Annotated in this window: 29 protein-coding genes and 2 pseudogenes; 12 read left to right on the top strand and 19 right to left on the bottom strand. The window is 71.7% G+C overall.

Annotated features, from left to right (window positions below; genetic code table 11):
* Window positions 1–298 precede the first annotated feature (298 nt).
* From OG559_RS13615 to OG559_RS13605, 3 genes are all read right to left on the bottom strand, one after another.
* Window positions 299–517, bottom strand: coding sequence for a type I restriction enzyme endonuclease domain-containing protein (locus tag OG559_RS13615; RefSeq protein ID WP_405115682.1), 219 nt, complete (start codon window positions 515–517; stop codon window positions 299–301).
* Between the two features lie 234 nt (window positions 518–751).
* The gene (locus tag OG559_RS13610; protein ID WP_405115680.1) at window positions 752–946 is read right to left on the bottom strand and encodes a DUF397 domain-containing protein; all 195 of its coding nucleotides are present in this window, start codon (window positions 944–946) and stop codon (window positions 752–754) included.
* A gap of 15 nt (window positions 947–961) precedes the next feature.
* Window positions 962–1792, bottom strand: coding sequence for a helix-turn-helix domain-containing protein (locus OG559_RS13605; RefSeq protein ID WP_405115678.1), 831 nt, complete (start codon window positions 1790–1792; stop codon window positions 962–964).
* Between the two features lie 397 nt (window positions 1793–2189).
* Between OG559_RS13605 and OG559_RS13600 the strand changes: the two genes are divergently transcribed.
* Genes OG559_RS13600 through OG559_RS13590 form a run of 3 tightly spaced genes read left to right on the top strand, consistent with a single transcriptional unit; the run spans window position 2190 to window position 3501 of the window.
* Window positions 2190–2408 (top strand): hypothetical protein, encoded by a 219-nt coding sequence (locus OG559_RS13600; protein WP_405115676.1) that lies wholly within the window; start codon window positions 2190–2192, stop codon window positions 2406–2408.
* 17 nt (window positions 2409–2425) lie between these two features.
* On the top strand, window positions 2426–2674 hold the full coding sequence (locus OG559_RS13595) for a hypothetical protein (protein ID WP_405116648.1): 249 nt from the start codon (window positions 2426–2428) through the stop codon (window positions 2672–2674).
* 47 nt (window positions 2675–2721) lie between these two features.
* Entirely contained in the window at window positions 2722–3501 is a 780-nt protein-coding gene (locus tag OG559_RS13590) for a transposase family protein (protein ID WP_405116646.1), read from the top strand.
* A 148-nt stretch (window positions 3502–3649) separates the two neighbouring features.
* Here OG559_RS13590 and OG559_RS13585 read toward each other — a convergent pair.
* Window positions 3650–3907: pseudogene (locus OG559_RS13585) on the bottom strand (endonuclease/exonuclease/phosphatase family protein); the annotation flags it as partial.
* A gap of 178 nt (window positions 3908–4085) precedes the next feature.
* Between OG559_RS13585 and OG559_RS13580 the strand changes: the two are divergent.
* A complete protein-coding gene (locus OG559_RS13580) occupies window positions 4086–4961 on the top strand; it encodes a sulfotransferase domain-containing protein (protein ID WP_405115674.1) in 876 nt (291 codons plus the stop codon).
* Between the two features lie 85 nt (window positions 4962–5046).
* The gene (locus OG559_RS13575; protein WP_405115672.1) at window positions 5047–5376 is read left to right on the top strand and encodes a transposase; all 330 of its coding nucleotides are present in this window, start codon (window positions 5047–5049) and stop codon (window positions 5374–5376) included.
* Window positions 5377–5470: 94 nt separating this feature from the next.
* Here the strand turns inward: OG559_RS13575 and OG559_RS13570 are convergent, their stop codons facing one another.
* Complete coding sequence (locus OG559_RS13570; RefSeq protein ID WP_405116644.1) at window positions 5471–6388, bottom strand: endonuclease/exonuclease/phosphatase family protein; 918 nt, start codon at window positions 6386–6388, stop codon at window positions 5471–5473.
* Window positions 6389–6511: 123 nt separating this feature from the next.
* Between OG559_RS13570 and OG559_RS13565 the strand changes: the two genes are divergently transcribed.
* Window positions 6512–6706, top strand: coding sequence for a hypothetical protein (locus tag OG559_RS13565; protein WP_405115670.1), 195 nt, complete (start codon window positions 6512–6514; stop codon window positions 6704–6706).
* 65 nt (window positions 6707–6771) lie between these two features.
* On the top strand, window positions 6772–7128 hold the full coding sequence (locus OG559_RS13560; RefSeq protein WP_405115668.1) for a hypothetical protein: 357 nt from the start codon (window positions 6772–6774) through the stop codon (window positions 7126–7128).
* 100 nt (window positions 7129–7228) lie between these two features.
* On the opposite strand, the gene OG559_RS13555 is transcribed toward OG559_RS13560, so the two are convergent.
* On the bottom strand, window positions 7229–7462 hold the full coding sequence (locus OG559_RS13555; protein ID WP_405115666.1) for a hypothetical protein: 234 nt from the start codon (window positions 7460–7462) through the stop codon (window positions 7229–7231).
* Window positions 7463–7653: 191 nt separating this feature from the next.
* A pseudogene (locus tag OG559_RS13550) lies at window positions 7654–7830 on the bottom strand (sigma factor); the annotation flags it as partial.
* A 269-nt stretch (window positions 7831–8099) separates the two neighbouring features.
* On the opposite strand from OG559_RS13550, the gene OG559_RS13545 reads away from it, so the two are divergent.
* Window positions 8100–8780 (top strand): peptidoglycan DD-metalloendopeptidase family protein, encoded by a 681-nt coding sequence (locus tag OG559_RS13545; protein ID WP_405115664.1) that lies wholly within the window; start codon window positions 8100–8102, stop codon window positions 8778–8780.
* Between the two features lie 124 nt (window positions 8781–8904).
* Here the strand turns inward: OG559_RS13545 and OG559_RS13540 are convergent, their stop codons facing one another.
* Both OG559_RS13540 and OG559_RS13535 read right to left on the bottom strand, forming a co-directional pair.
* Window positions 8905–9315 carry a VOC family protein gene (locus tag OG559_RS13540; RefSeq protein WP_405115662.1) on the bottom strand — a complete coding sequence of 137 codons (411 nt, stop codon included), beginning with the start codon at window positions 9313–9315 and terminating at the stop codon, window positions 8905–8907.
* 5 nt (window positions 9316–9320) lie between these two features.
* A complete protein-coding gene (locus tag OG559_RS13535) occupies window positions 9321–9770 on the bottom strand; it encodes a helix-turn-helix transcriptional regulator (RefSeq protein WP_405115660.1) in 450 nt (149 codons plus the stop codon).
* Window positions 9771–9918: 148 nt separating this feature from the next.
* Here OG559_RS13535 and OG559_RS13530 point away from each other — a divergent pair, with 148 nt between their 5' ends.
* The gene (locus tag OG559_RS13530; protein WP_405115658.1) at window positions 9919–10659 is read left to right on the top strand and encodes a hypothetical protein; all 741 of its coding nucleotides are present in this window, start codon (window positions 9919–9921) and stop codon (window positions 10657–10659) included.
* Between the two features lie 12 nt (window positions 10660–10671).
* On the opposite strand, the gene OG559_RS13525 is transcribed toward OG559_RS13530, so the two are convergent.
* The 3 genes from OG559_RS13525 to OG559_RS13515 all read right to left on the bottom strand — a co-directional run bounded on the left by OG559_RS13525 (window position 10672) and on the right by OG559_RS13515 (window position 14596).
* On the bottom strand, window positions 10672–11715 hold the full coding sequence (locus OG559_RS13525) for a hypothetical protein (RefSeq protein WP_405115656.1): 1044 nt from the start codon (window positions 11713–11715) through the stop codon (window positions 10672–10674).
* Window positions 11715–12653, bottom strand: coding sequence for a transporter substrate-binding domain-containing protein (locus OG559_RS13520; protein ID WP_405115654.1), 939 nt, complete (start codon window positions 12651–12653; stop codon window positions 11715–11717). The genes OG559_RS13525 and OG559_RS13520 overlap by 1 nt, the downstream gene beginning before the upstream one ends.
* Before the next feature lie 131 nt (window positions 12654–12784).
* The gene (locus OG559_RS13515; RefSeq protein ID WP_405115652.1) at window positions 12785–14596 is read right to left on the bottom strand and encodes an alpha/beta hydrolase; all 1812 of its coding nucleotides are present in this window, start codon (window positions 14594–14596) and stop codon (window positions 12785–12787) included.
* Between the two features lie 174 nt (window positions 14597–14770).
* Between OG559_RS13515 and OG559_RS13510 the strand changes: the two genes are divergently transcribed.
* Window positions 14771–15124 (top strand): hypothetical protein, encoded by a 354-nt coding sequence (locus OG559_RS13510; RefSeq protein ID WP_405115650.1) that lies wholly within the window; start codon window positions 14771–14773, stop codon window positions 15122–15124.
* Here OG559_RS13510 and OG559_RS13505 read toward each other — a convergent pair.
* From OG559_RS13505 to OG559_RS13475, 7 genes are all read right to left on the bottom strand, one after another.
* Entirely contained in the window at window positions 15111–16694 is a 1584-nt protein-coding gene (locus OG559_RS13505; protein WP_405115648.1) for a serine/threonine-protein kinase, read from the bottom strand. The two genes, OG559_RS13510 and OG559_RS13505, sit on opposite strands and share 14 nt — an antisense overlap.
* 29 nt (window positions 16695–16723) lie before the next feature.
* Complete coding sequence (locus OG559_RS13500; protein ID WP_405115646.1) at window positions 16724–17203, bottom strand: hypothetical protein; 480 nt, start codon at window positions 17201–17203, stop codon at window positions 16724–16726.
* Between the two features lie 196 nt (window positions 17204–17399).
* Window positions 17400–20987 (bottom strand): adenylate/guanylate cyclase domain-containing protein, encoded by a 3588-nt coding sequence (locus OG559_RS13495; protein WP_405115643.1) that lies wholly within the window; start codon window positions 20985–20987, stop codon window positions 17400–17402.
* Window positions 20984–21796, bottom strand: a complete 813-nt coding sequence (locus OG559_RS13490; RefSeq protein WP_405115641.1) for an MBL fold metallo-hydrolase — start codon at window positions 21794–21796, stop codon at window positions 20984–20986. Before OG559_RS13490 ends, OG559_RS13495 begins: the two co-directional genes overlap by 4 nt.
* Before the next feature lie 122 nt (window positions 21797–21918).
* On the bottom strand, window positions 21919–22380 hold the full coding sequence (locus OG559_RS13485) for a RidA family protein (protein ID WP_350881268.1): 462 nt from the start codon (window positions 22378–22380) through the stop codon (window positions 21919–21921).
* 5 nt (window positions 22381–22385) lie between these two features.
* Window positions 22386–22541, bottom strand: a complete 156-nt coding sequence (locus OG559_RS13480) for a DUF4177 domain-containing protein (RefSeq protein ID WP_013736319.1) — start codon at window positions 22539–22541, stop codon at window positions 22386–22388.
* Between the two features lie 44 nt (window positions 22542–22585).
* Complete coding sequence (locus tag OG559_RS13475; RefSeq protein WP_405115636.1) at window positions 22586–23071, bottom strand: hypothetical protein; 486 nt, start codon at window positions 23069–23071, stop codon at window positions 22586–22588.
* A 348-nt stretch (window positions 23072–23419) separates the two neighbouring features.
* Here OG559_RS13475 and OG559_RS13470 point away from each other — a divergent pair, with 348 nt between their 5' ends.
* A complete protein-coding gene (locus OG559_RS13470; RefSeq protein WP_405115634.1) occupies window positions 23420–24223 on the top strand; it encodes a hypothetical protein in 804 nt (267 codons plus the stop codon).
* 78 nt (window positions 24224–24301) lie between these two features.
* Window positions 24302–25279: an ArsA-related P-loop ATPase gene (locus OG559_RS13465; RefSeq protein WP_396670661.1), complete on the top strand. Its 978-nt coding sequence runs from the start codon at window positions 24302–24304 to the stop codon at window positions 25277–25279.
* Window positions 25280–25292: the final 13 nt, after the last annotated feature.

Raw genomic sequence — 25292 nt, 5'->3', positions numbered from 1 at the left:
CGGGCCCATGATGCCCGTGTTGGCCATACCGAGGCCCCGCACAGTCGCCGTACCCGTACGCGAGGCCCGCGCCCCGAATTTCGAACCAGGCAGCGCTGCCCAGATCGCTACTCCGACCGCAGCCAGCCCAGCCATACCCGAAGCGACCGATGCCCACTGGCCGGCCTGCTGCCATGTCATGGTCGCCAAGATTCCCCCCATGCCCGTCAGAAGTAGGAAGGTCACCGCGAGTACTGCTCGCCGTCCGGTCATCAACCCATCGTCGCCCACACGTCAATCCCCTAAAAGCGGCCCCTGGTCAGCCCGCGGTCCTTTGTACAACAGAGCGCTGTTCCAGTGCCTCCATCTGCACGAGGACCAGGCGGATTGCCTCGGGCTGCTTGTCCGGCGGGTACTTGTATCGCACCAGCAGCCGCTTGATCGAAGCCAGAGGCCGTCGACGATGCCACCAGCGCCGACAGCTTCCGCTGGGTCTCGTCGGATACGGGCTTGCCGGCGGTCTGGCGCTTCTGGGCATCAATCTTGCTCGTCGATACCCGGACCTCTACGTAGAATCGGGCATGCCTACGACGCAGGTCGCTGACCTTGTCGCTGCCGGAGGACAACGGCCAGGAGCGGGCGATTTGGTTCGACAACTTGCGGTACCGGCCGCACAGACCCTCCTCACCCTCTGTGACCTGCCGGGCCCTCCCATTGGCCGCTGGCCGTAGATCCACGCATGCCTCTACACACTGGCGTCATCAGCACGCACTCAGGTGTCGAACCTGCCAGCCTTTACATCCCGGACAAAGCTGGCCCACGGGCCTGCGGTAAAGGACAACATGGAGCCATGCCGGTCCTTGCTGTCTCGGACCATGATCTTGGGCAGGTTGCCAGCCACCTCGATGCAGCTACCAGACGATCCAGAGCGCGTGCTCTTGTGCCACTCTGCGCGAGATACGTCCACGCCACACCCTCTTTACTACGCGGCCAACTCCTGGGCGATCGCACGAAGCGTATCCCGAGTGGCTGCGGGCGAAAGAGCGAGAGCACAGAGCTGCTCGAATGCTGTGGTGTACGCGGCGACCTCGGCCGATCGCTCCAGGTACAGCGCCCCCGTGAGGGTGTCGATGTAGACCAGGCGGTCCTCGGCGGCGTCCGGGTACGGCTCAGGCATGTGCGGAAAGTCGAGGATGGCGAAGCTGCCGTCGAAGCCTGTGCCCGCCCCGAACGGCAGGAGTTGGAGCCGAACGCGGGTACGGGTGGAGTGCTCGACGAGCTGCATGATCTGCGCATGCAGCACCTTCGGCCCCCCGACCCCGCGGCGAACCGCGCCCTCATCAAGGACTACCCGTAGCACCGGCCGATCCTCACCGCCGAGGATGTCTTGCCGTTCCATCCGCAGCGCGACTTGCCGTTCCACCTCTTCCTCGCGCATCGGCACGGGAGCGCCTTGGAAGACGGCGCGGGCGTAGTCCTCCGTCTGGAGCAGCCCGTGCACCATCTGGCACTCGTAGATGCGCAGCGCGGACACCTCCGATTCCATCCCGACGTAGGCCGCGAACCAGTCGGGCAGGACGTCGCTGTACCGCTGCCACCACCCGCGCTGCTTCGCCTGGCGGGCTACCGCGATAACAGCCTCCGCCTGGTCACCCTCCACTCCGTAGAGAGTCAGTAGCGCCCGCACGTCGTTGGGATGCGGCCTGACCTCGGCTGTCTCGATCCGGCTCAACCAACTCGCATCATGGTCAACCCGCCGGGCCGCTTCCGCCGACGTGATGCCGGCCCGGTCTCGGAGCTGTCGCAGGGTCATTGCCAGCCGTCGGCGTCTGACAGTGGGGCTCTGACGTGGGGGCATGGCCGCCATCTTGCCACTTAGCGACGAGAATTCCGTTCGCAACACGCCAACCGGAATCGGTAGTCCGCATATTGCGGATTACTGCCGTGCGTGGGACGGTGTTGCTGGATGTGGCGGTCGGATGACCGTGCGTGGCCCGGCTGCCACGTCCCCTCACGCGGGAGGCTTGGATGGGCAGACGCGTCACCTACGGCCAGTACCTGACCGCCGTCGCGATGACCCTCGCCCGCCGGCACAAGCCGGTGTGGTCGTGGATCAGGTGGCGGTACGTCTGCAAGTGCGGCAACGAGCTGCCCTGCCGGCATAGACACAAGGTCCCGATCAACCGGGGCCACTGGCCGGGTGAGGGCCAGTGACCGCACACGGCCCCGTCCTGCCCATCTGGCTCTGCGGTGGCTGCGCCGCCCCCTGGCCCTGCGCCACCCGCCGCCGCGAACTGCGGGCGGAGTACGCGGCCTCGCCGCTCGCCCTGGCGGTCTACATGCAGTCGTATCTCACCGCCGCGACCCAGGACATGAGCTGGGCCCCGCCCATCGCGCTCGAACGCCGGTTCCTCGGGTGGCTGGCGTGATCGAGTTCCGGGCCGGAATGGTCTTCCACGTGACCCGGGCGGCGAGCCCGCAGTTCGTTCAGCCGATCTTCTTCCGGCTGATCCGGGTACACAAGGACTGGATCACCTACGACCACTGGATCTGGCTCAACGGGTACCAGCTCAACGCCAAGGGCGACGCGGTCGCGCAACGGTCGATCTTCGTACAGCCGGCGGGCTTGATCGTCCAAACGCAGCCACTCCCGGTACACCGCCCGGGACCGCGCAGATCCGTTGCGCGAGCCTAAGCGACGTCTCGTAACTCGGTGTCTGGTCCATGGTGGATCATGTGGTGGTGCAGGTGATCTCAGCGGCTCGCCCGGAGTGGATCTTTCCGTTCACCGGGCTGCAGCCCGCCCAGTTCCGCCGCCTGGTCAGGCTGGTCGCCGAGCGTGGCGGAGACGCCATCGCTGACGGCCGGCCCGGCCGGCAGTGGTCTCTCGACCTCGCCGACCGGGTGTTGCTGGTGGCCGCCTACTGGCGCACGAACCTGACCATGCGCCAGATCGGCCCGCTGTTCGGGGTGTCGCACTCTGCCGCGCACAGGGTCATCGACACCCTCGGCCCCCTCCTGGCCCTGGCACCGGTGCGGCGGCGTCGGGTAGACGAGATCAGCATCGTTGATGGCACCCTCATCCCCACCCGGGACCACCGCCTGGCCGCCCCGAGCAAGAACTACCGGTACTCGACGAACCTGCAGGTCGCCATCAGCGCCCACACCCACCTCGTCGTCGCCCTCGGCGATCCGCAACCCGGAAACCGCAACGACACCATCGTCTACCGCACCAGCGGCATCGACCAGAAACTGGCCGGACACACGGTCATGGCCGACGGCGCCTACCGCGGCAACCCCGAGGTGATCATCCCGTACCGCAAACCCGCCCACGGCAGCGAGCTACCCGAGTGGAAGACAGACCTGAACAAACAACACCGCACCGTCCGAGCACAGGTCGAACACGCCCTGGCCCGCATGAAATGCTTCAAGATCCTGCGCGACTACCGCCGCGCCGCCCACACATTGACCGACACCGCTGCTGGCATCGCCCACCTCCACAACATCATCCTCGCGGGGTGACGCCAGCACCGTTGTCAGGCAACGCCTTCAACGAGTTACGAGACATCCTTTAGTGTGCCCGGGTCAGCAGGGACACGGCCATGCTCAGCCTCTCCACCGCGCTCGCCATGAACACAGCCGTGTAGAGGCGTGGGCGGGGCGAGGATGCTCAGTTGATGCTGACCGTCACCGTGCCAGTCACCACGCGGTGATCCGAGCAGGCGCCGATCGTGCAGGTGGTCGGAATGACCAGCGAGTCGGCGGTGTAACTGCCCGCGAGCCGGTTCTCCCGTACGAAGATCAAGTCAATCTTGTTGCCGAGGCCGCACGGCCCGCCGGTGCTGCCGTCCGCGACGGTGGTCTCGCCGTAGCCGACGCAGCGGGAGTCCAGGTCGTCCAACTCCCGGTAGAAGCCGGTGTTGCTACTGCAGCCCGATCGCACCAGAGAGCGCGACGAAGGCGTACGAGGGTGCCGGGATCTTCGAATCGGCCCGCAGGCTGGTCGACGGTCGCCCGGTTCGATAGGTTAAGTCGACTATGGATGGACCAACGGAAAGCGGGGAGGACCGTTGCGCCAACCGACGGCTCGGTACCAGAACGAGCTCATGGACAGCGGACGGTGGGAGGGTTTTCCGCTCCGCGAAGGTGACATCGTGGTTTCGACCCCCGCAAAGTGCGGGACGACGTGGACCCAGACGATCTGCGCCTTGCTGATCTTTCAGACACCGGAGCTGCCGGCACGGCTGGACGACGTCACCTACTGGCTCGACATGTTGACTCGCAGCCGGGACGACATCTTCGCGTTCTACGAGGCGCAACGGCATCGCCGTTTCATCAAGACTCATACGCCCTTCGACGGGCTGCCCATCCATGATGGGGTGACCTACGTCGCGGTCGGTCGGGATCCGCGGGACGTCGCGATCTCCTGGGACGCCCATTCCCAGAACGTCGCCCAGGAGGCCTTCGACGCGATGCTGGCGGCCGGCGGTAACCCGGCGCAGGAGCCCGCCGGTACGGCTACGGCGCCTGCGGAGTCCGCGTACAACCGGTTCTGGGCCTGGCTGGAGGACACCAATGTGCAGGTGGGCCTGCCGTCGATGCTGCACCACCTGTCGGGGTTCTGGGCCGAGCGGGAGCGGCCCAACGTGCTGCTGCTGCACTACGACGATCTGAAGTCAGATCTTGAAGGCCAGATGAGGTTCCTCGCCGGGCACCTCGGAATCGAGGTGCCGGAGTCGCGGTGGCCGGATCTGGTGCGGGCAGCGACATTCGACTCGATGCGCGGCCGGGCGGAGGCCCTGACCCCGGTCGCGGCGATGTGGAGCGATCCGAAGCGGTTCTTCAACCAGGGTGTCAGCGGCCAGTGGCGGAACCTGCTCGACGAAGATGACCTGCGACGATACGAGGATCGGGTCGCGAAGCTGGCCGAGCCCGACCTCATCAACTGGCTGCACCGCGGCCCCATCGTCCCCGCCCGCTGACCCTACGCCGTTATCCTCCTCGCTATCCCGCCATAGACCGTGTGTCAGTTGGGGTTGTTGAAGTGCAAGGTCGTTCGTTGACTGGGTGTGGTTTGTGGAGAAGTACTGCCCGGACGCGTTGTGGCACCTCGCGCAGCCGTTGCTGCCCCCGCATCCGGAAAGGCATCAAGGTGGTGGGCGGTCCCGTAGCGATGATCGGGCGACGCTCGCGGCGATTCTGTACGTGTTGGAGTCCGGCTGCTCCCGGCGCAAGCTGCCCGGTTCGTTCCCGGTGCACTGGCGCACCACGCACCGCCGGTTCGCCCAGTGGGTCGCGTCACCTACGACCACTGGATTTGGCTCGACGGCTACCAGCTCAACGCCGAGGGCGACGCGGTGGCGCAACGGTCGATCTTCGTACAGCCGGCGGGCTTGATCGTCCAAACGCAGCCACTCCCCGCACACCGCCCGGGACCGCGCAAATCCGTTGCGCGAGCCTAGTGTGCCGGGTCAGCAGGACACGGCCGTGCTCAGTTGATGCTGACCGTCACCGTGCCAACCACCACGCGGTGATCCGAGCAGGCGCCGATCGTGCAGGTGGTCGGAATGGCCAGCGAGTCGGCGGTGTAGCTGCCCGCGAGCCGGTTCTCCCGTACGAAGATCAAGTCGATCTTGTTGCCGAGGCCGCACGGCCCGCCGGTGTTGCCGGCCCCGACGGTGGTCTCGCCGTAGCCGACGCAGCGGGATTCCAGGTCGTCCAGCTCCCGGTAGAAGCCGGTGTTGCTGGCGTTGTTGGCCACGTTGAGACTTGGCGCGTACCAGTTGTTCAGCCGGCCGTAGTGGGGCTGGGCGTTGAAGTCCCCGGCGGTGAGCACCGTGTCACCGTTCGCCGCGAAGGCCTCCAGCCGGCTGCGCACCGAGTTCAACTGCTGGACGTTGATCGCCGTGCCGTTGATGACCGTGTTCGACGGCGTGATGTGCGTGGCGCAGAACCGCAGGTGCGGGCGGGCGGACAGCGGGGCGCAGAGCAGGGTCCGCCGCTCGGCACTGCCGTCCGACGGCAACGTGTAGCGGTTCGCCGCACCGAGCGGCGCCTTGCTGAAGATGGCGTTGCCGAACGCCTGCCCGTTGCAGACCGTGTCGCGGGACGACTCGAAGCGGGCGAAGTTTGTGGAGTCCTGCGGCCAGCCGGAGGCCCTGAGGTCGGCGACGATCGCCTGGTACTGCTGGTAGCAGAGCTCGTTGAGGCCGACGAAGTCGGCACCCCGGGTGCGGATCGAGCCGGTCAGGGCCGGAATGAGGCCGTCGGTGGTCGAGGCCCGGTGCATGGTCCAGCCCGCGACGTTCCAGACCCAGAGGTCGTGTGTTGCCGTGGTGGCCGCCGAGGCCGGGGCCGCCGAGGTGAAGGCGAGGACGAACGCGCCGAGCACGGCGACACAGAGCCTCATCAACCGCATGCGTCTCCCCCATCGAACTGATCGTCACCGATTCACCGGAGATGATGACACATGTAGTTCGACCAGGCGAGCCATGCACAGTGGACCCCTCAGCCCGATCACGGCGCCTGCAGGGTGCACAAGGACTGGATCCTCTACGACGGTTGGATCTGGCTCGACGGCTACCAGCTCAACGCCAAGGGCGACGCGGTGGCGCAACGGTCGATCTTCGTACGGCCGGCGGGGTTGGTCCTCCAACCACCAACCGTTGCGGTACGACGACCGAGACCGCCCGGATCCGCCTCCTCGCGCCATCGAGTTTGCTTCTAGCGCGAGTTTGCTGTGACAGCAAACTCCAACATTTGCCAAACTCCGGCCCGCACTAGGCTGAGCTGATGATGGTCGAAGACCGCCAGCGGCCCGCCCGTCTCAGCGGTTTCCGGGTCTGTCTCCTCGGCGGCGCCTTCTTCCTCGCGTTGCTGGCGGTCCTCCAGCCGATCACCCGGTACGAGGACTGCCCCAACTACGGCGGAAACGGCAACGCGAGCGCGTTCGCGAACCCCGCCTGGGACTTCTACCTGATGGTCCTGCTGTTCGGCTGGCTGGTCCTGGTCGTCCTGGAACAGACGTTGTCGATCACCCGGCGCGGACGCGGTCGCGCCGACTTCGCACTCCGGGCGGCCGGCGCGATCACGTTGACGACGATCGCCTCGTGCGGCCTCTTCGTCAACGTGGCGGTGCTCTGCCACTGACCGGCCGGCTCGGCCGTGAACCGACCGGTTCCCGTTCTGACTCAGGAGCACGCACGGGCAGGACATCCCGAGCCGCCATTCGACGTCGGCGGCCGGCACGTCACGATGCGGCTGGCCTCGACACCGTGCCTCGCCCGCCGCGCCGCTTGGCGGCGTACGGGAGCACGAACATGTACAGGCCGGTGAAGATCAGCAGGGCGAGCGGAAGCAGCGGCAGGTAGAACGTCCAGTCGGGCAGCGCCCCGCTCGCCGCGACGAAGCCGATGATCACGGTAACCGTGAAGGCGATGGACAGCCAGCGGTGGATCTGTCGAACCCACTTGTTCCAGCTCAACGGAATCTCCTCTGATCATCGGGCGGAAGGAAGCTCGTGTGAATGGTGATGCCCATGGCCATCACGCTAGGCGCGGCACGACGACCCACGCTTCTTGATTCCTGACCGGTCCGCTCCTCGCGTCAACAGGTGTTGGCGTCGTCCATGTTGTTGGCCGCCCGGTACCCGCCCAGCACCGTCAGACCGTCCGCCATCCGGCGGACGTACATGTCGGGTCGATCCAGCCGAGAAATCCGCCCCCAGCGGGCATACGCCCTGGCGAGAGCCTCTTGGACGAGGTCCTCAGCCCGGTGCTCATCACCCGTGAGCAGACGGGCCAGTCGCATCAGCGCCGGGCTGCGGGCGAAGGCGTACTCCTCGAACGTCACGCCCTATCAAACGTTGTGGTGCGACCCCTCCGTAGACACAGACCGGGCACTTTGCCCCGCACGACCTGGGCCTCGACCCCCTCGACCTGACCGCTATCGATCTATACCATCCCCCTGTCGATGATCGTCGATTGCCTGCCTCGGTGGGCTCGTCGGAGGTGAGTTCCCTGCGCCGCTTAACGCAGATCCTGGTCACTGCCGTGGTTTCCTGTCTGGCCATAGCCCTGTCTCCCGTACCGGCACATGCCGCCGCCCAGGTCAGGGTGTCTGTGCCCAGTGGGCTCCCGCTGAACATCCGTAACGCCCCGGCGTTGAGCGGGGCGGTGACCGGCAGCCTCGCCAACGGCACCGTCGTCACCATCACCTGCTACGTCCGAGGGGATGCCGTCGAGGGCATCGGCGGTGTCACCAACATCTGGGACCGACTCTCGGGCGGCGGGTGGGTCACCGACGCATTCCTGGAGACCGGATCGAACGGTCCCGTCGTCCCGCTCTGCGGGAGTTCCGCCCAGTTCAAGCTGCCGTTCCCCGCCGGACGTGCCTACACGATCACCCAGGCGGCGGGCAGCAGCTTCTCCCACAACGATGCCTACAACCGGCACGCCATCGACTTCGGCATGCCGGTTGGCGTGCCGATCCTCGCGTCCGCCGCGGGCACCATCCGCTTCGAGGGCTGGGCGGGCGGCGGCGGGATCATGGCACTCGTCGACCACGGCAACAACCGATGCTCGCAGTACGCACACCTGAGTGCCACCATCATCAATACCGGTGACCGCGTAGCGCAGGGGCAGCGGATCGGATCGTCCGGGGCGACCGGCAACGTAACCGGCCCTCACCTGCACTGGAACATCGTCAACTGCGACTCGCAGACCAGCCGCGAGATCCCCAACAGCGTCGAGGTCGGCACCAGGTACGTGGTGGGTAGCGCTCCGGTCAGCAAGAACGGCTGACCGGAGCCGCCGAAGGAGCCCGAGCGGAACCTCGGTGGCCGCCAGGCCGGCGGCCACCGACGTCTGGTGCGGGCTCCTTCACCGTGCCGTCCACGCAGGTCGGGACTGCGCGATCGCCGTACGGCTAGCGCGTCTCCTGGATGCGGATCAGGTTGCCGGCGGGGTCGCGGAAGGCGCAGTCGCGGGTCCCGTACGGCTGCTCGGTCGGCTCCTGGACGACCTCGGCGTCGCCGGCCTGCAGCTTCTCGAAGGTGCCGTCGAGGTCGGGGGTGGCCAGCAGGATCCAGCCGTACGTGCCCTTGGCCATCATCTCGGCGATGGTGCGGCGCTCGTCGTCGGTGATGCCGGGGTCGGTGGCCGGCGGGGCCAGGAGGATGGACGTGCCGGGCTGGCCAACGGGGCCGACCGTGATCCAGCGCATCTTGCCGCCGCCGACGTCGTTGCGGACCTCGAAGCCGAGGGTGTCGCGGTAGAAGGCCAGGGAGGCGTCCGGGTCGACGTGCGGCAGGAAGGTCGTGTGAATGGTGATGTCCATGGCAATCAGGCTAGGTTCAGCGCCGTGACCTGCGCTTCTCGATTCCTGATCGGTCTGGTCACCTGTTTCGCCACGCACGACGGGATGCCCGCCGTGGTGCGCTCCGCCTCGCGGCGGTAGACGCTGGGCGGCACGCCGACCAGCTCGGTGAAGCGGGTGCTGAAGGTGCCCAGCGACGCGCAGCCGACCGCGAAGCAGACCTCGGTGACGCTGAGGTCGCCGCGACGCAGCAGCGCCATCGCGCGCTCGATCCGCCGCGTCATCAGATAGCTGTACGGCGACTCACCGTAGGCGAGCCGGAACTCGCGACTGAGGTGCCCGGCCGAGATGTGCGCGCCCCGGGCGAGCGCCTCGACGTCCAGCGGCTGCGCGTACTCCCGGTCGATCCGGTCGCGGACGCGGCGCAGCCGCGCGAGGTCGAGCAGGTGCTGCGCGGCGGTGGGTCTGCTGGTCACCTGCGAAATCGTGCCACGTCCACCGCGAGTCACCCAGCACCGCCGACGGCGGTCAAGATCGGGACGATCGAGATCTCGGAAGGAAGCGGCCCCTGGAGGGGCCATTTCGTTCCAAGATTCGCGTTGACCGGGCCGGGATACTGGGGCGGTGTGGGGGGATTTCGAGTTCCAGAGGGCCGTGGAGCGGTTGTATGGCGCCTTCGCCCACCATTCGTTGCCCGCCGACATGAGCGCCTGTGAGCACTGCGTGGATCCGGCCGAGGTGGCGCTGTTCGCGCGTACGCCGCTGCGGAAGCTGACCCCGGAGCAGCTCGGCACCTACCTGATGAACCCGGGCACCTGGGGGGACGAGACGGAGTTCCCGCACCTGCTGCCCCGGCTGCTGGAGGCGTACGCGACCGGCGAGATGGAGCACTGGCTCTGGCCGGACAGAGTGACCCGCCGGATCAGCGGCCGGTGGCAGAACTGGCCGGCCGCGGAGCGGGACGCGGTCGAGCACTTCGTGCGCGTCTGGTGGTGCCGGACCCTCGGCGGGTACCCGTCCGCCCCGCCCGCTCAGGACCTGCTGGACGCGGTCGCGGAGCTGGGGGTCGACATCGGGCCGTACCTGGCCGAGTTCGCGGGCGTCCCGGGGGAGGCCGCCGCCCGGCACCTGGCCGACGTCATCAGCGACTGGGCGTACGGCAGCTCCCTGCGCGGCGACGCGCAGGAGTCGATGCGACGCTGGCTGGCCGGCCCGACGCCGGTCGACGTGCTGCTGTCCGCAGCGGTTGCCTCGGCCAGCCCGGAGATCGCCGACGAACTGGCCGACGCCGCCGAGTACGCCTGCCTTATCGGGGAGAGCCTACTCGCGGAGGGCGTGTTGCCGGACGCCGTCGCCGAGCGCTGACCGACGGAAAAGTCAGCCCGTCGCGCGGCAGGCGGCGTCGATGCGGTGCAGCGGGCGGACCCGGCGTCCGAGCCCCTCCAGCAGCGAGTCCTCCACGTGGAAGTCGTGCACCCGCAGCCGGTGCCGGGGCAGTTCCTCCTCGCTCGGGCAGAGCACCTGCGCCTTCACCTGGTCGATCGGCACGTACCGCACGCCGCCCTGTTCCTGGAGCAGCACCATGTTCACGTCGTCGACGACGACCACGTGGCCGCGCACGTCCTCCATCATGCCGGACTCGGTCTGCACGGTGCTGACGGTCAGCGGCAGCACCGGCGTGCTGATCACCGGCAGCGCCGCCCACACCAGCATGGCCAGCACGGCGGCCTCGGTGGCCGAGGCCAGCGGCCGGATCACCGCCCCGGGCAGCGGCCCGGCGATGCCGAGCGCGAGCACCGGCGGGACGACGAGCAGCGCCATGACCAGTTGTTCCCGCTGCTGCCAGGCGTCGAGCAGGGTCGGCGTCAGCAGGAAAATGTACCCGCCGAGCAGGGCCGCGACGATCAGCACCCGGGCCGCGCGCAGGTCGTGCAGCCGATCCGGGCGGAGCTGGAACGCGGCGGCGAACGCGGGCAGCAGCAGCGGCAGGTAGAGCAGCGGCCAGGTGATCAGGGCGAGCAGGAAGCTGGCCACCACGAACCAGGCCGGGGTGATGTCCGCCCAGCGGGCGAAGAGCGGGCGGCGGTACCCGGGCAGCCGGTCCACGCTGACCCCGAGGACCGCGCCGAGGGCGAACACCGCGACCAGGCCGGTGGAGAGCAGCCGGGCAGCCGTGGTGAGGAAGCCGGCGAGCAGGTTGACCGGCCCGACGTTGGCGACCAGCAGCAGGGTGGTCTGGAGCTCCCCGCCGGCCTCCACGCCGAGCCGGAGCACCGAGAAGACGGCGGGCACGGCCACCACTGCCGTCCAGAACGACTGGCTGGCCCGGGCCCGGCGCTCGTCCAGGTGCCGCGCCTCACCGGGCCGGGACGTCGGCGTTCCGGCGTCCACGTCGGCGTCGGTGACGGGCGGGGCGGTCATTACCGGGGCGCCTTGTCATCGAAGTCCACCAGCTCCGGCACCTTCAGCGGCGGGGGCTGGACCTTGGGCGCCCTCAGCCACGGCCCGAGGGTCTGGTGGTACGCGGTGAGCCAGGGGCTGCTCAGCCCCTTACGCCCCTGTTGGTAGCTCTTGTCGAGGAAGAACGCGACGAGGTCGCGCAGCGCCGGGTCGCTGATCGGCACCCCGACGCCGATCTGCTCGCTGGTGCCGAAGGGCATGTCGATGATCGTGAAGTCTTTCGGGTGCTTGGAGAGGAAGCCGGCGAGGATGGTCTCGTCCGAGCTGACCGCGTCGTAGCGCCCCTCGAGGATTCCGTCGATGCAGTCGCCGACCTGCTTGACCACGAACACCCTGATCTGGTGCCTTCCCAGCTCGGCCTCGGTGGTCGAGCCGCCGCTGGTGCAGACCTTGTAGCGGGGGTCGCGCAGGTCCTCGATGGTGTGGATGCTGTCCTTCAGCCGGGTCGGGACCATCGCCTCCTGGGTCGTCACCAGGTACGGCCCGGCGAAGCTGACCAGCTTCTCGCGCTCCTCGGTCATCGAGAAGGTGGAGACCACCAGGTCGACCGCCCCACCTTGGAGGGCGGGAATGCGGTCCTCCGTGGCCACCGGCACCCATTCGATCCGCTTGTCGCCCTCGTAGCCGAGCTGGGCGGCGATGTACCGGGCGATCTCGACGTCGAACCCGCTGTAGGTGCCGCCGTGCAGCTCGCCCATCAGCGGGCCGGTGGTGGAGACGCCGATCTTCAGCGTCGGCTGGCCGTAGATGTGCGTCTTGCTCAGCGTCTCCTTCACGGACGGGATCTGCGGCTCCTGCCGGCTGTCGCAACCGGCGGCAGCGGCAAGGGTCAGGGTCAGCGCGACCGCCAGGGTGGTGGCGACCGAGCGGACCCGGGACCGGCTGAGGAACATTTTCATCGGCGACCTCGCTGACGGGTGCACCTGCGGGACACCGAGAGTAGCGGCTCACGTCCATCCACGTGGTCATCCGCGCGGCCAGGCCCGGGGGTACGACGGACGCCCGATCGCCGCCGTACCCCCGGTTGTCCTCAACGGACGGTCAGCGAGCCGATCCCGGGCAGCGGGGCCACCACCGGCGGCAGCCGCTTCGGCTCGCCCCGGGCCGGGGTGCCCCGGTTGGCCAGGGCGCTCTTGGAAGCCGGGGCCCGCTCGGCCGCCGCCTCCCCGGGTTGCTCCACGAACGGCTGGATGTCACCGACGCAGACCTTGCCCTTGGCCGGCAGGGTCCCCCTGATCAGGTAGGCGTCGATCGCGCCGGTCGCGCACGCCGAGGTGCCGTACGCGGTGTGCCCCCAACTGTCGCTGCTGAGCAGGCGGCTGTTCGGCAGCAGCGCCGCCGAGCCCACCGCGCCCTGGTAGTTGGTCGCCGGGTCCCAGTAGTTGCCGACCACCAGCACCGGGGCGCTGGTCCGCCTGGTGAACGGGCCGGTGTAGGCGTCCTCGTCACGGACCGTCCAGGTGTTGCGGGCGCACGACGCGGTGGCCCAGGCCCAGGCCCGGCCGAAGTACGGGGCCCGCTCGTCCTCCTTGGCGGCCAGCGCCGGCCAGGCACCGGCGTCCTTCGGGTGGTACGCGTCGGTGCAGTCCACCCCGAGGAACGTCTCCAGGCCGTTGTTGTACGGGAAGTCGTACCCTCTGCGCACCTGCTGGCGGGCGGTGGCGGCACGCCGGGCGATCGCCGTCCGGGCCTCGGCGCGGCGGGCGGCGGTGGCCGACGCGGGGTCGGTGAGCACCAGCAGTTCGGCAATGATCGCGACGATGTCCTCGTAGCCGGACGGGCTGTAGAGGGCGTTCAGCGCGGCCCCGACGAAGTCGGCGTAGCCGACCGTGAACGTCTCCCCGGTGTCCGGGTCGGTGAGCACCACCGGCTTCTTGCGCAGGCGCTTCGCCACCAGCTCGAACGAGGCGACCGGGTCGCCGGCCGCGAGCGGGCAGGCCGCCGTACCGGCCTGGTCGCAGCGCACCAGGATCTCGCGCAGCGCCGCGTACGCGCCGTCGGCGCTGCGCAGCCGGTTCTCCTGGAGCTGGTTGCGGGCCTTGCCCTGCCCGACCCAGGCGTTCGGGTTGAGCACGCCGTCGACGACCAGGGCGCGGACCCGGTCGGGGAACATGTTGGCGTAGTACTGGCCCAGGGCGGTGCCGTAGCTGAAGCCGAGGTAGGTCAGCTTCGGGTCGCCGACCGCCCGCCGCAGCACGTCCATGTCCCGGGCGACCTCGGCCGTGGACATCGCGCCGGTCAGCGGCCTGCCGGTGGTGGAACAGCCCTTGCCGACCGCCTTCGACGCGGCGACGTACGCCTTCTCCTCGGCCTTCGTCCACGGGAAGGCCACGTTCAGCCCCGCGTACGCCTTGGTCTGCTCCTTGACCGACGGGAAGCACCGGACGTTCTGGCTGGCCGCGACGCCGCGCGGGTCGACGCCGACGATGTCGAACCGGTCCAGCAGGTCGTCGCCGAGGAAGTACGGCGCGGCGAGCGCGATGTCCGTCCCGGAGCCGCCGGGGCCACCCGGGTTGACGAAGAGGCTACCGATCCGGCGTTGCTGGTCGCGGGCCTTGACCCGCAGCACCGCGATCTCGGTGGTGGCGCCGGTCGGGGCGTCGTAGTCGCGCGGCAGGTCGACGGTGGCGCACTCGGCGTAGTCGTAGCAGGCGTACCAGTCGAGCTTCGGGGTGGGCACGCGGTCGACCCGCCGGGCCTCGACCGGGTCGGTTCGGTCCGACGTGGCCGGACGACCCCAGCCGGTGGTGGTCGGCGCCGCCGAGGCGGGCGCGAGCGCCGTTCCGGCGAGGACGACGCCGGCGATTCCTGCTGCGGCCAGGGACCGGGTTCTCCGTGGCATGCGGTTGCCTTCCGGTGGGAAACAGGACGCGTCGAGAAAGCTCGACCTCCGTCACTCTAGGAAACCGAGCCCGGAACTACCGCCCATGAAAGGCCCAGGAAAGGGTCATTTCCCCGACTGCTGTAACGGATCATTCGTGGTTGACACACGCGTCGGCTGCGCCATCCTTGACGGGTGACCCGAATTCCTCGGCCCGACGCGCTCGCCGGGGCGGTCGCCGCCTCGGTCGCGGCGCTCGCCCTGCTGGTGACCCTGGCCTGGTGGCGTCCGCGCAGCATCCTGGCGGTGGTGCTCGCCCTGCTCTGCGTCCTGCTGGTGATGGTCGCCGGGGTGTTGGTGACCGAGGCGCGGCAGCGCCGCGAGGAGGCCCTCGAGCGCACGGGCGACGGGCCGGCGGAGTGGCCGACCCCGGGGATCGCCGGCCTGGGCGGCGTCGACGCGGACACGCTGGAGGCCCTGGACAGCCGGAGCGCGCTCCGGGCGGTCCAGGAACGCCGCCGGCACCCGGGCGGGGTCAGCGACCGGTGAGGGTCGGCTCGTCGAGCCCGTCGACGCCGCGTCCGGCCAGGCAGCGGTACGTCCGGTCGGTGTCCGCTTCCTCCGGCGGCAGCACCTCCAGGTGCCAGCCGCTGGTGGACGCGATGCCGCTGGTCAGCCGGAACGTCATCGGGTTGCAGACCCGCCGCACGGCCGGGTCGGCGCTGACCTGGGCGTGTCCCGCGCCGGCCAGGGTGGCGGGCAGCTCGCCGGCCGCGTAGGTCTCCCAGGTGTGCCGGCCGTCGCAGGGCAGCCGGGGGGCCTCGGCCCGGGTGCCGCGCACCAGACGCACCGGCCCGAAGCACTCCAGCTCGGCGACGCACCGCGCGCCCGTCGGCAGCCCGCCGGTTCCCGGCGAACCCGGCACGCAGCCCGGCAGCGCGCCCCACGGCCCGATCGCCGACGTGGCGACCGCGCTGGCGACCGGCGTGGGCGTCAAGACGGCCGGGGCGCCACCGGCCACCCAGGCGCCGCCGCCGGCCGACGCGGCCAGCGCGAGTGCCCCGGCCCCGCCGAGGAACCAGCGCCGCCGCCAGCGCCGGCCGGACGTCGTCGACACGGTGGGGTGGTCGTCCTCGACCGGGGGACGCTGGGCGGGCCGGCCCGGCCGGCTGGTGCCGTACAGGCCGCCCGAGGTGGAGGGGCTGCCGGTGCTGGTGCCGGTCGTCGGGCCGGACGGGCCGCCCGAGGATGGGCCGCCGTACACGGGAGCCCCGCTGACCGGCGCGCTGACCGGGTCCAGCGGCAGGGCGGCGAGCAGGCCGCGCAGCTCCACCGCGGACGGGCGGGCGCCCGGGTCGTTCGCCATGCCCGCCCGGAGCACGTCGAGCAGTTCCTCCGGCGCTCCGGGCAGCCCGGGGATCGGCTGGTGGAACAACTCCAGCACGGTGACCAGGCTGGGATTGCGCTCGGACTGCCAGCGGGGCGGGCGACCGTGCATCACGGCGTAGAGGGTGGCGCAGAGGGCGTACACGTCGACCGCGGGCGACGGCGGGCTGTGGTTGAACATCTCCGGCGGCGCGTACGCGGGGGTGAGCACCTCCAGGGTGACCGACGCGTCACGAACCTCGGCCAGCACGGCGAGCCCGAAGTCGGCCAGCACCGCCGGGTTGAAGTGGGAGTGCAGGATGTTCGCCGGCTTGACGTCGCGGTGCAGCACCCCGTTGGCGTGCGAGTGGGCCAGCGCGTCGGCGATCTTCACACCGAGGTCGCGGGTCTCCGCCGGGCCCAGCGGCGAGGTGCGCATCCGCTCGGCGTACGACCCGTCGCACAGCTCCATGATCAGATAGGGGTGCCGGTCGACGGTGACCCCGACGTCGAACAGGTCCACCACGTGCGGGTGCGACGACATCCTCCCGGCCGCCCGGGCCTCGCGCAGGAACCGGGCCTGGTCCCGGTCGTTGTCCAGGGTGCGGTTCTCCACCTTGACCGCGACCTCGCGCCCGACGGAGATCTGGGTGGCCCGGTACACGGTGGCATAGCCACCCCGGGCAAATGCCTGCAAATCGGTTAGACCGGGCACGATGGGCAGCCGCAGGGCGCCGGGCGAGGTGTCGGTCACTGTTCGAAAATACCCAATGGCCCGGCCGCTCAGCGGTTCGCGTCAGCGGGCGGGACGATACCGTCCACCGCGCCCGACCGGTCACCGTGCGTGGCCGGTGGCATCGTGGCAGGCCGGCGGGCGTCCCAACGCAGGGCCACGGCGGTGGCGACCGCGCCCAGCCCCTCCCAGAGCGCCACCGTGAAGAACCGGCCCGGCGCGATGTCGGCCAGCACCGCGATGGTGAACACAGTGAAGGTGACCAGCCGGAAGAGGACCGTGAACCGGTAGAAGGGCCGCCACTCGGTGGCGGTCGCCAGCAGGTAGTAGACCCCCATGTTGAACGACGCCATGGAGGACGCGGTCAGGAAGGTGCCCGTGTAGTCACCGGCGGCCCGGCTCTGCGGCACCTCGAAGCCGAGCATCCGCAGCTGGGCCTCCGGCCAGAGCAGCCCGAGCGCGCCCATCAGCAGCGCCAGGACGCCGAAGACCGCGATCGTCCAGCCGGCGCTGGAGCGTGGCAGCCTCATCGCGTCCTCCCCAGGACCGGCACGGTCGCCACAGTGGACCGCCACTCGGAAATGACACCGTAACCGGTGCCACCCGCCGTCGCATCGGCGGAACCGGCAGACTAACCGACCCGGGGGCCGGCCGTCCGGCGGGACGCGACGCCGAACGCGACGAGGCCCGCCGTGACGCGCCGAACGCACCGGACCGGCGTCTCACTCACCCCCGCAGGCGAACCCGCAACGCGTCCGCCGCCAGCCGCTCGCTGCGCTGCTCCGTCGCGTACGCCAGGCGGACGGCCTCCTCGGCGCTGGCCAGCGCCTCGGCGGGCCGGCCGCAGGCGGCCAGCGCCTCGGCCAGCACGCTCGCCGCGATCACCTGGCTGCGCACGTCCTCCGCCGGGGCGGCGACCGCCCGGCGGGCCCAGTCCAGGGCCTGCTCGTGCTGGCCGTGGGCGAGCAACGCCGAGGCGTACCGGGCCATGGTCTGACGGCGGGAGAACAGCAGCGACGGCGCGTTCGTGGAGGCGGTGGCCACCGGGGCGAGCAGCCCCACGGCGGTGGCGGAGTCACCGGCGGCCAGCCGGGCGGTGGCCAGCAGCACCCGGGGGCCCACCTGAGCGGGTGCCTGCGGGTTGTGCGGCTCGACGGCGGTCAGCACCGCGCGCGCCGAGCGCTCGGCGGTGTCGCAGTCGCCCATGTCCAGCGCCACGAAGCCGCGCAGCGTGCCGGCCATCCCGGTGAGCAGCGGGTGCGAGGTCCGTTCGGCGTACGACATCGCGTCGCCGAGCAGGTCCGCGGCGTGCTCCGGCTCGCCCAGCCCGCGGGCGACCACCCCACGCGCCACCAGGGCGAAGCCCTGCCCCCAGTCGTCGGAGACCTCGGCGAAGTCCCGGTACGCCCGGCGGGCTGCCCGGTCGGCCTCGGCGATCTCGCCCAGCTCCGCGCCGGCGAACGCCTCGACCGCGCGCAGCGTGCCGACCGCCCACGCCTCACCGACCCGCTCGCCGAACGGGAGGAAGACCCGCGCGAGTCGGCACGCCTCCCCCAGCCGGCCGGCGAGCAGCCGGGCGAACGCCGTGGTGCCGCGCAGCCAGGCCCGCCCGTACGGGTCCTTCAACTCGGCGAAGAGCCGGGCGGCCCGGCCGAGCACCGCGTCGGTGCCGGCGAAGTCACCCCGGGTGGTGGTCACCCAGGCCAGGTTCTGCAACGACCACGCCTGCCCCCGCCGGTCCTGCGCGGTCAGGCTGACCTGGTACGACGCCGCGAGCCGGCTGCTCGCCTGACCCAGCCGGCCGGCCACGAAGTCGGCCATGCCGAGCCGGCGCATCGCCGAGGCGCGCAGGGCCGGCAGCTCGCCGGCCGTGGCCACCTGCAACGCCTCCTGCCAGCAGGCCGCCGCCCTGGCCTGGTCGCCCTGGGCCTGGTGGGCCTGCCCGGCGAGCAGCAGGGCGCTGGTCCGGGCGACGGCGTCGTCCCCGGCGTTGGCGGCGATCTTCTCCGCGTAGGCGAGCGCGTCGGCCGCCCGGCCCACCTGGAGCAGGGCGCGGGCGTGCGTCACCCGGTCGGCCGCCGGCAACCCGTCCCGGGCCAGCTCGGCGGCGCGCTCGGCGTACTCGACGGCCACGGCCGGCTCCCCGGCCTGCAACGAGCGGCGGGCGGCCCGGCCCAGCGCGGTCACCCCGAGCGTGGCGACGGTGCGCGCCGGCGCGTCCGGGCGCAGCTTCACCGCGTCGGCGAGCGCGGCGGCCCGCTCCACGTGCTCGGCGACGAACGCGTCCCGGGCCGCGTCGGTGAACCCGCCCGGAGCGGCGGGCCCACCGGGCCCGCCGGGCACCGCCCAGCGGGCCAGCGCGGCGTGCCGCTCGGCCAGCTCGGCCTTGCTCACCCCGGAGTACGCGGCCTCCCGCATCAGCGGCGTGGCGAAGGAGTACCCGGTGCGGGTCCGGTGCAGCATCCGGCGTTGCAGCAGCTCCTCGACGGCCCGGTCGAGCTCCACGGCCACCACGGCGGCCGGCCGGCCGGCCCACCCGGCGCGCTGCTCGCGCAGCGCCTCCAGGGCACCCGCCGGCACGGTGTCGCCGACCACGGCGGCGTCCCGCAGCACCGACCGGGCGTCCGGCGGCAGCGCGTCGATCCGGGCGGCGAGCACGGCGGCAAGGTCCCGGGAGAGCAGCCGGCTGCCGAGCGAGCCGGGCGCGAGCCGCCAGCCGGCGTTGGCGGGGGCGGACCGGTCGGCCACGGCGGTCAGCGCGCCCCGCTCCATCAGCAGGGTGACCAGCTCGGCGAGGTAGAACGGATTGCCCTGGGCCGTGATGAGCAGCCGGTCGGCGTCGGGCTGCGGCAGCTTCCCGCCGCCGAGGTAGCTGGTGAGCAGCCGGGCCGCGTCGGCGCCGCGCAGCGGGGGCAGCGCGTGGACCTCGGCGTCCGCCACCCGGGTCAGCGCCCCGGCGGTACGTACCAGCTCGGGGCGGCCGAGCAGCAGCACCAGCACCGGGCCGGTGATCCGGGACAGGGCCAGCCCGAGCGCCCGGATGGTCTCAGCGGTGGCGTCGTGCAGGTCGTCGACGATCACCACCAGGGGCGCCTCGGCGGCCAGGGCGCTGAGCAGGTCGGCCACCGCGTTCGGCACGGCGTCCGCGTCGACGGGCGGCTGGGCGGAACCCCACTCGCCCTGGTCGGCCGGGCTCCCGGCGGGCAGGTCGGCGTACCCGAGCAGGGCCAGGAGCTGGTCGACGGCGACCGGGGCGACGTCGTCGCCGAGCCGGCCGAGGCGGTGGCCGAGCCGGCGCAGCCGCTCCTCCACGGCCGGGCGGGTCAGCGCGGTGGCCGGGTCGTTGGGCAGGCCGACGGCGGCCCGCACCAGGTCGGCCAGGGGTGCCAGCCGGCGGCGCTCGCCGAACGCGGCGCAGCGCACCGAGAGCACCCGGGCGCCGGTGTGCGCGGCGTACCGGCCGGTGCCGACGTCGTAGCCGGCGGCGAGGCGTTCCACCTCGGCGGAGAACCGCGACTTGCCGATCCCCGCCTCGGCGGTCATCAGCAGCACCCGGGGCTCGCCGCGGTCGATCACCTCGGCGAGCCGGCCGGCCACCCGGCCGACCTCGGTCTCCCGGCCGACGAACGGCGCCTCGTCGCCGAGGCCGGACCGGGTGCCCGGCGCGTCGAGCAGGCCGAGCAGCTCGTACGCCTCGACCGGCTCACGCTTGCCCTTGAGCCGCAGTGGGCGCAGCGTCCGCCAGGACGCCACGTGTCGGGTCGCGGCGGAGGTACGGGCTCCCGCGTAGACCGCGCCGACGGCGGCGGCGTCGGCGAGCCGGGCGGCGGTGTTCACCGTGTCGCCGATGACCGTGTACTCGATCGCCGCCTGGATGCCGGCGATCACGTCGCCGGTGTTCAGCCCGACCCGCAGGCCGAGCGGCGCACCGCCGCCCCGCTCGTCGTCGAGCACCCGGCGCACCGCCCGCTGCATGGACAGCGCGGCGCGGACGGCCCGTTCGGCGTCGTCCTCGTGGGCGACCGGGGCACCGAAGACCGCCATGATCCCGTCGCCGGTCAGCTTGTCGACGTGCCCGCCGAAGGTCTTCACCGCCCCGGCGAGGGAGGCGAGCACCCGGTCGGTGACCGCGCCGACCCGCTCCGGGTCGAGGTCCTCCGACCAGGAGGTGAAGTCGGACAGGTCGCCGAAGAGCACGGTGACCACCCGCCGCTCGGCGGTCGGCAGGGCGGCGGCGGCCGGCAGGGCGACGCCGCAGTTGTGGCAGAACCGCGCCCCCGGAACGGCCAGCGTGCCGCAGACCGGGCAGGTCACGGCCGCTCCACCCCGTCCGGGGCGACCCCCAGGTACTCCAGCTGGGCCCGGACCGACCACTCGGCCGCCCACCACAGCGAGCGGTCCACGTCGGCGTACACCCGCGCCACCACCTCGGGCGCGGTGGTGGCGCCCTCGGCGACCGCCCGCCGGACCTGGTCGAGCCGGGCGCGGCGGTGGGCGAGGTAGAACTCGGCGGCGACCCCACAGTCGGCCAGCGCCGGGCCGTGCCCCGGCAGCGCAGGCACCCCCCGGTACGTCGACAGCAGCTCCAGGCTGGTCAGGTAGTCCCCGAGGTGCCCGTCCGGGTGGGCCACGACGGTGGTGCCCCGGCCCAGGATGGTGTCGCCGGTGAGCACCACCCGCTCGCCGTCGTGCTCCGCGAGGAAGCAGATCGAGTCGGCGGTGTGGCCCGGCGCGGGGAGCGGGCGGATGGCCAGGCCCGCCTGGTCCAGGTCGACGCCCGGGTCGAGCGGCGGCCCGCCGTGGCTGTGCGCCGGGTCGACGGCCCGCACGGGCGCGCCCCCGAGCAGCTCGCGCAGCCGGGGCGAGCCCTCGGTGTGGTCCGGATGGCCGTGGGTGATCAACACGGTGGCGACCGGGCCGTGCGCCGCGATCGCGGCCAGGTGCCCGTCGTCGGCCGGCCCGGGATCGATCACCACGGCCGGCTCGCCGGGGCCGGCCCGCAGCACCCAGGTGTTGGTGCCGTCGAGGGTCATCGGCCCCGGGTTCGGCGCGCGCAGCAGCGTCACCCACCCGGGCAGCTCGCCCGCCAGCGCCCCCACGGCCGCCGTGATGTGCCCCGTCATGTCAGCGATCGTACGACCCCGCCCGCCGCTCCCCACGATCTTGCACCTAGGGCCCGGAATTTGTGCCCGTTCACGGCTTTGATCCGGGCGCTGAGTGCATGGTCGCGGGGAGCGGCGGGGGATCAGGCGACCTCGACGATCAGCTCGACCTCGACAGGGGCGTCGAGGGGGAGTTCGGCGACACCCACTGCGGAGCGGGCGTGCCGGCCGGCCTCGCCGAAGACCGCGCCGAACAGGTCGGACGCGCCGTTGATCACACCCGGCTGGCCGGTGAAGCCCGGGGCGCTCGCCACGAACCCGGTCACCTTGACGATCTTGACGACGTTCTCCAGGCCGACCAGCGCGTCGACGGCGGCGAGGGCGTTCAGGGCACACCGCTGCGCCAGGTCCTTGGCCTGCTCGGCGGAGACTCCGGCGCCCACCTTCCCGGTGGCCAGCAGCTTGCCCTGCGCCACGGGGAGCTGCCCCGAGACGTAGACGTGCTGCCCGGACTGGACGGCCGGCACGTAGCTGGCCACCGGGGGCACCACCTCGGGCAGGGTCAGCCCGAGCTCGGCGAGCTTGGCGTGTGGTCCGTTGCTCACGTCGCTCACGCCTTCGGGCGCTTGAGGTACGCGACGAGTTGCTCCGGGTTGGGGCCGGGGACCACGGACACGAGTTCCCAACCGTCCTCACCCCAGTTGTCGAGGATCTGCTTGGTCGCGTGGACCAGCAGTGGCACGGTCGCGTATTCCCACTTCTGCATCGGCGCAGGGCTCCCTAGAAGGCGGTGACGTTTCCGCCCACAGCCTACGATCCGGCGCCGCCGGGCGGCGCGGGACGCTGCTCCGGGGCGGCCGGCGGCTCACCGCAGAGCCCCTCGTGGTCGTACCGCTGGGGGCAGCGGGACCGGTCGGGCAGCAGGAGGTCGCAGAAGACCCGGTGCCGGTTGTTCTGGTCGTCGGCGGTGGAGACGGTGGTCTCGCCGGCGTCCAGCTCGGGCAGGAAGCCCAGCGAGATCGCGACCTTGCCGGCCAGCGCGGCCGCCGCCGCCAGGTCTGCCACCCGGATCGGCAGGTGGATGACGTACCCCGGCTCCTCCTCGTCCCGGGAGCGCTCGGCCGGGCGGCTCAGGGTCCGCAGCATCTCCCCCGGGTCGGTGAGCCGCCGGTAGGACCGTTCGTTGAACGGCAGGCCCGTGACCGGTCCCTCCTCACCCGCGGGGCCGGTCCCGCCCCGCCGGGCGCTGCCGCAGGGCGGGAACTGGGCTCGGGAGATGTTCTCGGTGTCGCGCATGTACTGCCTCCGGGCCTCGCACCTGATCAAGTCTTCACCATGTGGCTCGGACATCTGCCGATCCGTCCCCCCGCGCCGGCACGAACGTAGGACCGATTCCCGACAGGAACAACGGGACGCGCATGTCCGGGCACCTCAAGTCACATATGCGACAGATCGGGGGTCCGGTACCGGATGGCGGGGATCGGCACTCCGTGATCGACGCACCGCCCCACCCGGCCCGGGGACCCACCCGCCGGGCCGTTCACCGCTACCCTTCCGACGGACGACGCGCACGGCCCGTCCGCCTTCGTTCGACCAGCCCTCGCGTCCGAGCGACGACGACGGGCCGCACCCCGGGGGATCGACATGACCCAACCGCCCGACGGCGGCGCCACCGGCACGCCCAGCGGTCCGCCCTCCGGCGACCGCGCTCCCGGCCCGCCCGGCCAGGCCCCACCCCAGCAGGTCCCGCCCGGCCAGGTCCCGCCCGGCCACCTCCCTCCTGGCCAGGTCCCGCCCGGCACCACACCCGGCCAGTTCGGCGGACCCACCCAGTTCGGCGGACCACCCCAGTTCGGCGGACCGGCTCAGTTCGGCGGACCACCCCAATTCGGTGGCTCGGCCCAGTTCGCCGCGCCCGGCGGCCCGGGTAGCCCCGCGTCGGGCGCGATCCCGCCGCCCCCGCCGGGCTACCCGCCGTACCCCGCCGCTGCCCCGGCGGCGCCGAAGAAGCGGCGCGGCGTGCTGATCGTCTCGATCGTGGCCGCCCTGGCGTTGTTGCTGTGCGGCGGCGGTGGAGCCGCCGCCTTCCTCACCCTGCGCAACGTCGAGAGTGGCGAGGGCGCGAAGGAGCCGGCCGAGGCGGTGGACGCCTTCCTCATCAGCGTCTACCGCGAGCGGGACGCGAAGAAGGCCGCCAGCCACGTCTGCGCCGCGTCGCGGGACGACAAGAAGATCGCCGCGAAGGTGGCGGAGGTGCGCGGGTACGTCGAGCAGCACAAGAGCTCCCGGTTCTCCTGGCCCACCCCGAAGGTGGACAACCAGACCGGCGACCGGGCCACGGTCAGCACCAAGGTGACCATGACCACGTCCGACGAGAAGGTCGCCGACCAGGACCTCCGTTTCACGGTCGTGCGGAAGACCGGCTGGTGGGTCTGCGAGATCGCCTGACCGCTCGGGCGGCGGCCGGCCCGGACCGCCGGGGGCCGGCCGCCGTCGCCCGGGCCGCCGGGTGGATAGGCTCGACGGGTGCGAGCAGCTGAACGGCGGGCCGACCCGACCGGCGCCGAGTGGCCGGCGCGCCTCCACGTGGTGACCGGCAAGGGCGGCACCGGCAAGACCAGCGTGGCGGCGGCGCTGGCCATGGCGCTGGCCACCGAGGGCCGGCGCACCCTGCTGGTGGAGGTCGAGGGGCGGCAGGGCATCGCCCAGCTCTTCGGCACCGACCCGCTGCCGTACGCCGAGCGGCACCTGACCACCGCCCCTGGCGGCGGCGAGGTGCGTGCCCTGGCGGTGGACGCCGAAGAGGCCCTGCTGGAGTACCTCGCCATGTTCTACAAGCTCGGCGCGGCCGGCCGGGCGCTGCGCAAGTTCGGCGCGATCGACTTCGCCACCACCATCGCCCCCGGCCTGCGCGACGTGCTGCTGACCGGCAAGGTCAAGGAGGCCACCACCCGCACCGCCGGGCAGCGCCGGGCGTACGACGCGGTGGTGCTGGACGCGCCGCCGACCGGGCGGATCGGCCGGTTCCTCAACGTGACGGCGGAGACGGCCCGGCTGGCCAAGGTGGGCCCGATCAAGACCCAGAGTGAGGGGGTCGCCGCGCTGCTGCGCTCCCCGATGACCGCGGTGCACGTGGTGACGCTCCTGGAGGAGATGCCGGTCCAGGAGACCGTCGACGCGATCGCCGAGCTGACCCAGCTCGGCTTCCCGGTGGGCCGGGTGATCGTCAACGCGGCCCGGCCGCCGCGACCCGCGGGCCGGGCGGTGAGCGCGGCGGAGCTGAAGCGCGGGCTGGTCGCCGCCGGGCTGCCCGCCGACCGGAACACCGTCGCCGGGCTCGCCGCCGAGGCGCGCGACCAGCTGATCCGCCGGGAGTTGGAGGACTCGCTCCGCACCGAACTGGTCGAGCTGGGGCTCACCCTGACCGAGCTGCCCCTGCTGCCCGACGGGGTCGACCGGGCGGGCCTCGAGACGCTGGCCCGGGCGCTCGTCCGGGCGGAGTGACGCACACTGCAGC

Source organism: Micromonospora sp. NBC_01405, from assembly GCF_045040155.1.
In the GTDB taxonomy this organism is placed as follows: Bacteria; Actinomycetota; Actinomycetes; order Mycobacteriales; family Micromonosporaceae; genus Micromonospora.
This window is presented reverse-complemented; position numbering and strand designations above follow the sequence as displayed.